General features: G+C 39.2%; 11 protein-coding genes. 7 read left to right on the top strand and 4 right to left on the bottom strand.

Annotation, left to right across the window (positions count from 1 at the left end):
* Window positions 1-332: 332 nt before the first annotated feature.
* The gene (locus tag J7E57_RS04580) at window positions 333-1,289 is read left to right on the top strand and encodes a lipid A deacylase LpxR family protein (RefSeq protein ID WP_215125407.1); all 957 of its coding nucleotides are present in this window, start codon (window positions 333-335) and stop codon (window positions 1,287-1,289) included.
* Entirely contained in the window at window positions 1,289-2,398 is a 1,110-nt protein-coding gene (locus tag J7E57_RS04575; RefSeq protein WP_215125406.1) for an acyloxyacyl hydrolase, read from the top strand. The genes J7E57_RS04580 and J7E57_RS04575 overlap by 1 nt, the downstream gene beginning before the upstream one ends.
* On the opposite strand, the gene J7E57_RS04570 is transcribed toward J7E57_RS04575, so the two are convergent.
* The 3 genes from J7E57_RS04570 to J7E57_RS04560 are packed head-to-tail and all read right to left on the bottom strand — an operon-like array spanning window position 2,395 to window position 4,841.
* Entirely contained in the window at window positions 2,395-2,754 is a 360-nt protein-coding gene (locus J7E57_RS04570; RefSeq protein WP_215125405.1) for a CoA-binding protein, read from the bottom strand. The two genes, J7E57_RS04575 and J7E57_RS04570, sit on opposite strands and share 4 nt — an antisense overlap.
* A 44-nt stretch (window positions 2,755-2,798) precedes the next feature.
* Window positions 2,799-3,266, bottom strand: coding sequence for a DinB family protein (locus J7E57_RS04565; protein WP_215125404.1), 468 nt, complete (start codon window positions 3,264-3,266; stop codon window positions 2,799-2,801).
* A 33-nt stretch (window positions 3,267-3,299) separates the two neighbouring features.
* Window positions 3,300-4,841: an NAD(P)/FAD-dependent oxidoreductase gene (locus J7E57_RS04560; RefSeq protein ID WP_215125403.1), complete on the bottom strand. Its 1,542-nt coding sequence runs from the start codon at window positions 4,839-4,841 to the stop codon at window positions 3,300-3,302.
* Between the two features lie 508 nt (window positions 4,842-5,349).
* Here J7E57_RS04560 and J7E57_RS04555 point away from each other — a divergent pair.
* The 5 genes from J7E57_RS04555 to J7E57_RS04535 all read left to right on the top strand — a co-directional run bounded on the left by J7E57_RS04555 (window position 5,350) and on the right by J7E57_RS04535 (window position 8,330).
* A complete protein-coding gene (locus J7E57_RS04555) occupies window positions 5,350-5,931 on the top strand; it encodes a LemA family protein (RefSeq protein WP_215125402.1) in 582 nt (193 codons plus the stop codon).
* Window positions 5,932-6,014: 83 nt separating this feature from the next.
* Entirely contained in the window at window positions 6,015-6,458 is a 444-nt protein-coding gene (locus J7E57_RS04550) for a TPM domain-containing protein (protein WP_215125401.1), read from the top strand.
* Window positions 6,459-6,461: 3 nt separating this feature from the next.
* Complete coding sequence (locus J7E57_RS04545) at window positions 6,462-7,241, top strand: TPM domain-containing protein (protein WP_215125400.1); 780 nt, start codon at window positions 6,462-6,464, stop codon at window positions 7,239-7,241.
* A 111-nt stretch (window positions 7,242-7,352) separates the two neighbouring features.
* On the top strand, window positions 7,353-7,742 hold the full coding sequence (locus J7E57_RS04540) for a hypothetical protein (protein WP_215125399.1): 390 nt from the start codon (window positions 7,353-7,355) through the stop codon (window positions 7,740-7,742).
* 39 nt (window positions 7,743-7,781) lie between these two features.
* Window positions 7,782-8,330 carry an NUDIX hydrolase gene (locus tag J7E57_RS04535; protein WP_215125398.1) on the top strand — a complete coding sequence of 183 codons (549 nt, stop codon included), beginning with the start codon at window positions 7,782-7,784 and terminating at the stop codon, window positions 8,328-8,330.
* Between the two features lie 130 nt (window positions 8,331-8,460).
* Here the strand turns inward: J7E57_RS04535 and dnaA are convergent, their stop codons facing one another.
* On the bottom strand, window positions 8,461-9,891 hold the full coding sequence (gene dnaA, locus J7E57_RS04530) for a chromosomal replication initiator protein DnaA (protein ID WP_029275646.1): 1,431 nt from the start codon (window positions 9,889-9,891) through the stop codon (window positions 8,461-8,463).
* Between the last annotated feature and the right edge of the window lie 523 nt (window positions 9,892-10,414).

Below are 10,414 nucleotides of genomic sequence, written 5' to 3'. Positions count from 1 at the left end.
TCGGGTTTTCCTGCCCCCCCAGCCGTTTAAAACTTCGGATGACCCTGCGAAATAAACCCGATAGCAGCGGGCATCCCGATTTTTCATCGGGATAAAGCGGATAGCGGGAACAAACCTACATAGTAGCAAGAACCTGCCTTTCCTAAAAACAAAAGCAATCTTATATAGTATAGCATAACCTGCGTGGCCTGAATAGACTTCCGACGTTTTCCAACGCCTATGCCTATTGAAACTTCAGAAGACTCGTGTGCAATTGGCAGGCATCGTATCGAATTTTTAAACAATAATTAATACTTTTATGGCTTTATTAAACCATCCAATAAATGAAGTTGATGCTCAAACTATACTTTTCTCTGCTATTTATCTGCATAGCAGAAATCGGTTATGCGCAAAATTATAAAAATGAGCTTGTTGTTATATCTGAGAACGATGCTTACATTGACATTACCAGCGACCGTTATTATACAAACGGCGCTTTTATTAAATATAGGCATGCCCTGAACGGGGAGAACTTAAAAGCAGGAAGAAGTAAAGAAATTATCGGTTTTGAATTTGGCCAAAAAATATACAATCCGTATTACAGCTTTGTACCAAACCCCGCCCTACACGACCGCCCTTTTACGGCATACCTTTATGGCGAAGCAAATTATAGTCGGTTTTACGTAAATAAACAGATGCTTAAGGTTTCTGCGCAGATTGGACTTACGGGAAAAGATGCTTTGGGTGAAGAGTTTCAAAAAGCATTTCATAAGCTGGTTGGTCAAAATCAGATTGAAGGATGGGAATACGGTTTAAATAGCGAACCAACATTAAACCTAGGTGTAGAATACAACGAGCTTTTAATGAGCACAAACAATAAAATATTCGATATTACAGGAACAACTTCGGCAGCAGTTGGTAATGTGATTACAAAAGCCAATCTCGGCGCAATGTTACGCCTGGGCAGATTTAACGATATGGATGGTTCATCGGCTTTTAACAGCTTGGTAAGCAATAACCATCCGAACAAAGCGCAACGCAAGTACGAACTTTTCCTTTCTGTTAGTCCTCAGTTACATGCCATTGCTTTCGATTCGAGTTTGCAGGGCGGATTATTTTTGAATGATAAAGGGCCGATCACCTTTAAACCCAAACCTGTTGTTTTTACCACACAGGTAGGCTTAACCTTCGCCATTGCACGCTGGACAGCCAATTATACTGCTACTTTTACTTCGAACGAAGTTAAAAATAGTGCCACTGGCTACCGTTATGCCTTTTATAGTCTTGCTTACCGTTTTAGTAAAAGCTAATGAAAAAACAACTACTCTCTTTTATTCTCGTTATTACAGGCAGCGCATTTGCTAAGGCTCAAATTGCTCCTGAAAATCATTCGATTATTATTAAGCCCATATTCGGTACACATATAAATAATGATCAGGCGCATCTGTTTCAGGATCAGATTACGGGATTTGACGCTGCATATTTTAAAGACATCAGTCAGAACAGCGATAAATGGATTGGATTTGGTGGCGCGCAATCTTACGGGATCGGATTTGTTTTTAGAGATCTGAGCAAGCTGAAAGGCACAAAAGATACTTCGGCCAATGCTTTTGGGCAGGTATATGGCTTAGTGGCACAAATGGATTTTCAGTTATTCAAAGTCGGAAAAGCTAAATTTAATTTTACGCCAGGCGTTGGCTTGGGTTATACAAACAAGTATTACTTTAACAATACCAAAAACCGTTTTTTGGGAAGCCCGATTAATGAAACCATTAAAGCAGATTTAGGAATGGAGCTGCCAATGAGTAAATATGCGGATCTCTTAGTAGGTTTCGGTTTTTTACACGTATCGAATGGTGGAGCTACTGTACCCAATGGGGGTTTGAACACCGGAAATGTTTACATCGGACTTAAATTAAACAATCCGAAAACATTAACTGCTGAACGAAAAAGTACCTACACCACTTTACAGCGTAATTCAATTGAGCTTAGTGCGGGTTTAGGCGCAAGGGGGGTATTTGGCGATAGAACAAAAAGTTTATACAAAAGCGGGTTATATGCAGGTTACAATTTTTACCTGAATGATGTGATGTCGCTTAAGGCCGGTGCGGATGCCGTTTATTATTATACCGTGTTTGACCCGGATAATTATGGAGCAACCTTTCAGAACTATGGCACTTCGTATGATAAATGGCGTACTGGGATTAGTGTTGGTGCTGACATCAACTTATGGCGCATAACCGTTGCGGCACAGATTGGAAAATACATCCACTACAATAGATTGATGGATAAAGCGACCTGGTATTGGACCTTCGGACCTACTTTTAATATTACGCCGCACATTGGCTTACAGGCCAAAACCTATATGCACTTTGCACAGGCTGATTACGTAAACTGGGGAGTGGTATATAGATTTTAATACTGCCCTGTGCTTAGCAATACCAAAGTACAGGCTTCAACTGGTTCGATATTGTGCTGATTCAATAATTTTTCCAGTTCATAATTTTCAGTTCCTGGATTGAAAATTACCCGCTTGGGCTTGGTTGCCAGAATGTAATCGTGATATTGCGCCTGTAGCGGTGGGCCAATATATAAAGTTATGGTATCTATATCGGTGTGGATCTGATCCGGTTTTTCAATTTCTACGCCTGCAACCTCTCCTTTCTTTATGCCCACGTTAACAATTTCGTGATTGAAGCGCTTGAGCATATTGGCTGCTTTATAAGCGTATCTGGATGGGTTTGGCGACGCGCCGATAATAAGTGTCTTCTTCATAAAGGTGATTCCAAAGATTTATTGATTACAGGTTAATTAAGCTATTAAAATTTAGAAAGCAAAGCGATCTGACCAGAATGGTAGGCATGGTGCTGTGCTAAACCACTTAAAAGCTCTGCATTGGTTACGCCTGTTCCCAACGCCGGGTTCCGCTCACGCTGCACTTCATCATTCCATTGGTTATTTTTTATGCTTTCGCACAAGCGGATGAGTTCTTCATTAGCAATTTTAAAATTAAAGATAATGCGCTCCCAGGCTTTAGGCGTTCTACTTTCGGGCACTGGCCAATCACCCATTGCGGGTTCTGCAGCAGGTTTCCCACTCAATCTTGAGGTAACTTCTTCTGTCCAAGCAGTTAAATGCAGGGCGATTTCGGCAATAGAATGCGCCCCCGGCACAAAATGGCTAAATGCACTTTCAGGATTAACGTTATTTAAGGTTTGCATTACATGGTTACCATGCCAGGCATCGCCATTAAATGCCTTTTTAATTTCGTTCGTGATATTAAACATACCTAAACAACAATTGGGGCAATATAAAGTTTGTTAAGATGCTTTTAATATTGCATTTGCACAGTTAATACCATCTATTGCTGCAGATACAATTCCACCGGCATAACCTGCGCCTTCTGCGCAAGGATATAAACCTTTTACCTGAGGGTGCTGGTAAGTCTCTTTATCTCTCGGAATTCTAACCGGTGATGATGTTCTGCTCTCTACCCCTACCAAAATAGCTTCATTTGTATAATATCCCTTAATCTTTTTCCCAAACAAGGGTAATGCTACACGTAAACTATCTGATACGAAATCGGGTAAAATATTGTCGAGCATAGAACTTTTGGTACCAGGAAGATAGGAGTTCTTTGGTAGATCGATCGATAATTTATTGTTCACAAAATCAACCATGCGCTGGGCCGGAGCAACCAGGTTTCCACCACCGGCCTCAAAAGCCATTTTCTCAATCTCCGATTGGAAGTGCAACATTCTAAGCGGATCGTAACCCTGAACATCGTTTAAGGTAACCTGTACCACCGTTCCTGAATTGGCATAAGGGTTATTCCGTTTAGATGGCGACCAGCCATTTACCACGATCTCATTTTCGCCTGTAGAACAAGGCGCAATAATGCCTCCAGGGCACATGCAAAAAGAAAATACCCCACGGGCACCAACCTGCTCCACCAAACTGTAGTACGCTGGAGGTAAAAACTCCGATCTAATATCGCAATGGTATTGGGCTGAATCAATAATTTCCTGAGGATGTTCAATCCGTACACCTAAAGCAAATGGTTTTGCCTCAATCAGGATATTTTTACTGTTCAACAATTCGTACACATCTCTTGCAGAATGACCTGTTGCCAGGATAATATCATCAGCGAACAACTTTTCTTCAAAATTGATCTCAATTCCTTTTACTTTTCCGAATTCGATCAAAATATCAGTCATACGGCTATCGAACATCACCTCGCCCCCAGCATTCAGGATCGTATCTTTTATGGAAGTAATAATATGCGGAAGTTTGTTGGTACCTATATGTGGACGGGCATCGATAGCAATATCAGCTTCTGCCCCATGGTTTACAAAAACCTGGAGCACTTTATTAATATCGCCCCGTTTATTGGAACGGGTATACAGTTTACCATCCGAATAGGTTCCGGCTCCACCTTCACCATAACAATAATTAGATTCGGTATTCACCAAACCCTGCTTGTTTATGGCAGCTAAATCTCTCCGGCGCTGTTTTACATCTTTACCACGTTCGATAATAATGGGTTTTAATCCATTCTCGATACACTGCAAAGCTGCAAATAACCCAGCCGGGCCAGCCCCGATAATAATCACAGGCTTCGCGTCGCTTACGTTTTTATAATTAATGGTGTATACTTCGGGAGCGGCTTCCTCATCGACAAAAACTTTTACCTGAAGTCTGAATATCACTTTTCTCGAGCGTGCATCTATCGATCTTTTCAGGATTTCATAGCCTTTAATTCTTGATCCAGGTAATTTTAGCGCTTCAGCCAGTTTCTGGTTAATCACTTCTGTTTGCGCTACCTCATGCGGGTGCAGTGTAATTTCGATGTCTTTTTGCATATCATGTCAGGTTTTTATCCCGAACGCTACAAAGATAAATATCTGATCGCATATTTGATGATTTCAGCATATGAATAAAAACTATTAGCAGACTAAAGTAATATTTTTATGTTTTTTGGAAAGCAATTGCAGTATTTCATTGGAAACTACAGTCCCGCTCTCCCTTCTGCCCCAATAAAAAATTGGGGGCATACGTTCGATCGGGTTTAATTAGGTTATTTTTCTGCTACTATTCCGGTTTTCTGTGCCACAGCCCAAAGTTTTTAGCCCCGATCGGAGCGGGCACGAAGTAGAGTGAGAGCGGGAACAAACGTTAAAAAAAGGCAAAAAAACCTGCGCTTCAACAAAAAATCTTGTGTTTTTCACTCAACTCTGTTCAATTAAAACGGCAATGAAGCTTGTCAACCTGTCAGGTAAATACCGAAACTGTAACAAAGGCATGCAATTTGATATCTAATTCGTAAATTGACCATAAATCAATTCTATTAAAAAGACAAAAACCATAAAAATGAAAAGATTAATATTTGGAATTTTAGCTGCAGTTATTGCAGTGAGCACTTTAAGTTCATGCGGATACAACAGCATGGTTAAACTTGATGAGAACGTTAAATCGAAATGGGGAACTGTGCAAACCCAATATCAAAGAAGAGCAGATTTAATTCCGAACCTGGTAGCCACTGTAAAAGGAGCGGCTAAATTTGAACAGGGTACTTTAACTGCTGTAATAGAAGCACGTGCAAAAGCAACACAGATGACGGTTAAAGCTGATGAACTGACACCAGAAAACATCCAAAAATACCAGGCTGCTCAAGGGCAATTGAGCCAGGCTTTGGGTAAATTATTATCGATTACCGAAAATTACCCTGAACTAAGGGCTACACAGCAATTCAGTGATTTATCGGCGCAGTTAGAAAGCACCGAAAATAGGATTACCGTTGCCCGTAAAGATTTTAACGATGCTGTGCAAGAGTATAATGGCAAAATCAGATCGTTCCCAACCAATTTAACAGCTGGCATGTTCGGCTTTAAACCTAAAGGGTATTTCGAGGCCGATGCTACCGCAAAAGATGCACCTAAAGTAGAATTTTAATATTCTCAACACAATATATAAGGGTAGTGAATGTTTATTAACTAAACATTTATTACCCTTTTTACTTCATACAAAATAAGCACATGTCGTTATTTTCAGATATTGAACAAGAAAAAATAGCAAACGCGATCTCCGATGCCGAAAGAGCAACTTCTGGAGAAATTAGGATTGCTATTGACAAACATTGCGCAGGCGATCCATACGAAAAAGCTATCGAGTATTTTACCAAGCTGGATATGGACAAAACAGCTAAAAGAAATGGGGTACTGATTTACCTTGCGCATGCCGATCATAAATTTGCCATTATTGGCGATGTAGGTATTAACCAGGTAGTACCAGAAAATTTTTGGGAAACAGCCAAAATAGCGATGACTGCACACTTTGCAAAAGGCAATTTAGCTGATGGCATTATTGCGGGCGTAGCATTAGCTGGAGAAAAACTAGGCTTGTTCTTCCCTCCTCAAAAAGGCGACATTAATGAATTACCAAATGATATCATTTTTATGGACAATCTAGAGCAGAAATAAGCGATGAAGAAAATATTCCTTTTCTCGTTACTGAGTTTATTATTCACTTTCGCCTTTGCACAGGATTTTCCAGAGAAACCCAATACTTTGGTTAATGATTACGCTAATGTGTTATCAGCCGATCAAAAGCAGCAACTGGAAACTAAATTAGTAGCTTTTAATGATTCATCATCAACACAGATTGCCATAGCAATATTAAAATCTGTAGGCGATTATGATATTAACGAATACGCCGTTGAGCTGGGCCGAAAATGGGGAGTTGGCCAAAGTGGCAAAAACAACGGTATTATGATCGTTGTGGCCGTTGGCGATCGAAAAATTTCTATCCAAACAGGTTATGGCCTGGAAGGCGCATTGCCCGATATTTATGCCAAGCGTATTATTGATAACGATATTAAACCCAATTTTAGAGCCGGAAATTATTATGCCGGCTTAGATGAAGGTACTACTTCGATTATAAAATATACCAAAGGCGAATATAAAAATGATAGTCCTAAAACTTCTTCAAAGAAAGGTGGCGGAGGTGGCAGTATTGTAATTATTATCATTATTGTAATCGTCATCATCATCATCATGAGAAAAGGTGGCGGTGGCGGTAGCGAAGTAATTGGCGGCCGGGGTGCATCTAACGCTTTGTTCTGGGCAATGCTTTTTGGAAGCGGTGGTGGTGGCGGCCGAAGCAGCGGTGGCTGGGGAGGCGGTTCTTCTGGTGGAGGCGGCGGTGGATTCGGTGGTTTTGGCGGAGGAAGTTTTGGCGGTGGTGGAAGCAGCGGAAGCTGGTAGTCCATAGTCCATAGTCCATAGTCCATAGTCCATAGTCCATAGTCCATAAGTTAGAATCTGTTCCTTTTTGAACGTTACAACTTTCCAACAGATTAAAACATTACAACAATAATGTACAGAAGAGATTTAATCACAGCAGAAATACAGAAACTTGCACAGGTTTTGGCCCGTATTATGGGCTTAAAGTTAGAAGGCAAGTTGGCTGAAGCCAATCAGCTTTTTGACGAAACCATGGAAGGCAGCTTCCAATTGCCAAAAGAAATTCTTGAAAATGAAGATCTTTCGGTTTTTGAAAATTGGTTAGCCGAAGGCGACCTCCCTCCCGAAAAACTCGACTCACTGAGCGAATTCTTATATTACGAATTAGGTACAAGTCTTGATAGAAACCAAATGATTGCGCCAAAGCTGAATTTAGTCTATCAATACCTGTCAGATCGGCACAAGATCGTACATTTGGTAAACTTGCACCGTCAGAAAACGATACAACAGTATTTGCGCTAAACGCCACGCGCATGGCACTAAACAAAACAATGTAAATAGATGATTATAGAAAAGTGGCAAAAAATTGCCTCTAAATATTTAGTAAGAGAAAAGTGGGCTACCTTAAGGGTAGACGAGGTTAAACTTCCTGATGGTATTATAAAAGACGACTACTATGTTTTAGAGTATCCAAACTGGGCAAATGCAATTGCATTAACAGAAGCAGGAAAAATAATCATGGTGCGCCAGTACCGTCATGCGGCTGATATTATTTCGCTTGAAGTTCCCGGCGGTGTAATTGATGGCGATGAAGCACCTGAGTTTGCAGTTAAACGTGAACTTTTAGAAGAAACAGGTTACAGTTTTAAAACCTGCAAACTTATTGCCGAGCTTTATCCTAATCCGGCAACGTCAAATAATAGAACCTTTACCTACTTCTTAACAGGTGGTATTAAAACACATGAACAGCATTTAGATGAACATGAAATATTAAATGTTGAAGAATATACTGTTGAGGAAGTAAAGCAACTGATAAAAGACAACAAAATAGCCCAGGCATTACATGTTGCGGCCTTATTATATGGCTTAGCTGAAGTGGAAAAACTTTAATTTTTTTCTTAAAAAACACATCAAAACAAAGGCCCGATAAAATATCGGGCCTTTGTTTTTTTGCATAAACTTTTGAACATGAACGAAAGATTTTATTTAAACCCTTCTACCTTTCAGTTCTGAACTTAGTTTAGCTCATTTTTAATTTCTTTTGGATATCGTGTACGTAAGCTTTAAACTTTTTATCAGTATCAATTAAATCTTCTACTGTTTGGCAAGCATAAATTACGGTACTGTGATCGCGGCCACCGAAGAAAGCACCAATTGTTTTCAACGATGATTTAGTATGACTTTTAGAAAGGTACATCGAAATCTGACGTGCCTGAACAATTTCTCGTTTACGTGTTTGCGATTTAACCATATCAACAGGAACCTCGAAATACTCGCAAACCAATTTCTGGATGTACTCCATTGAAATTTCTTTAGAAGTATTTTTAATGAAGTTCTTCAGCATTTGCTTAGCAAGGGCTAAATCGATTTCTTTTTTATTCAATGTAGCCTGTGCCAAAAGAGATACCATAGCCCCCTCTAACTCACGCACATTGTTATCAATGTTGTGTGCAACATATTCTACCACCTCGCCTGGTAACTCAATACCATCAGCATACATTTTCTTTCTTAAAATGGCAATACGTGTTTCCAGATCAGGAATCTGTAAATCTGCAGATAAACCCCATTTAAAACGGCTTAACAAACGCTCTTCCAAACCAGCTAAATCTTTCGGTGCTTTATCAGATGTTAAGATTACCTGTTTGCCCGATTGGTGAAGGTGATTGAAAATATGGAAGAAAATATCCTGTGTTTTTTCTTTACCAGCAAAGTTGTGTACATCATCCATAATGATCACATCCATTGCCTGATAAAAGTTAACGAAATCGTTAATGGTGTTGTTTTTTAATGAATCTACAAACTGCTGACAGAATTTCTCACAGCTTACATAAATCACCAATTTATCTGGCATGCTGCGTTTAATCTCGTTACCGATTGCCTGCGCCAGGTGTGTTTTACCCAAACCTACTCCTCCGTAAATCATTAGCGGGTTAAAAGATGTACCTCCTGGTTTAGCAGCTACAGCGTAACCTGCAGAACGCGCCAAGCGGTTGCAATCTCCCTCAATATAATTTTCGAAAGTATAGTTAGAGTTTAATTGTGGATCAACATTTAATTTTTTTAATCCAGGGATAATAAATGGGTTTTTAATATCCTTATTAATGGAAACCGGAATCGGCATCGATTGTACCTTTGCCTCCGCTCCATTTCCATTTGAGGGCATATTGGTAGTATAAGGATTACCGCTGTTTGATGATTTATCTACAACGATGTTATATTCCAACCTGCCATCCTCTCCAAGTTGTTTTTTTACAGTCTTGCGAAGCAAGCCTACATAATGTTCTTCAAGCCATTCGTAAAAGAACAAACTTGGCACCTGTATAGTTAAAACCTTACCTTCCAATTTAAGGGCTGTTATTGGCTCGAACCAAGTTTTGAAACTTTGGCTCGGAATGTTATCCTTAATAATTTGAAGACAGTTCTTCCATACTTCTGTACAAGTTTTTTCCATTGCGATTTCTATAATTTATTGGTTTACAGTGCCTATTCGAATTAAAGGGATGGTCCGTTTAGGGACTACGAATATTGAGAAAATTATCAACATTTTAAACAAAAATTTCAAATAAATCGTAACGTACTGATAAGGAATATAGTAGCCCGCTTAACCTCAATTTTTTATGTTGATAACTATTTATTAACACTGGTTATCCACATTAACCATAATTTAACATCAATACATCCCCATCACTTCGAATAGCTGTTGAAAAAGCAAAATCTAAGCCATTTTAGGCACTAGTTAAGCGTTTTAGTCTTTTTTAATCTCGAATAAACTGAGAATCAAAGCCATAAGATAAATAAATTAATATTAATTTAAGCAGATCGTTTAAATTAATATTAGATTATTTCATTTCGCCTTATTGTTGTATGAATTTTACGACAGCTTAACTCATTATTTTAGGATCAATGAACAAAATATTCGTTCATTTTATCAAGACATAATTAAAAGCAAAGTCCCTTTAATTTTATCCTGAAAT

The sequence above is a fragment of the Pedobacter sp. ISL-64 genome, assembly GCF_018613605.1.
Lineage (GTDB): Bacteria > Bacteroidota > Bacteroidia > Sphingobacteriales > Sphingobacteriaceae > Pedobacter.
The sequence above is the reverse complement of the archived record's forward strand: the minus strand, read 5'-3'. Positions and strand labels throughout refer to the sequence as shown.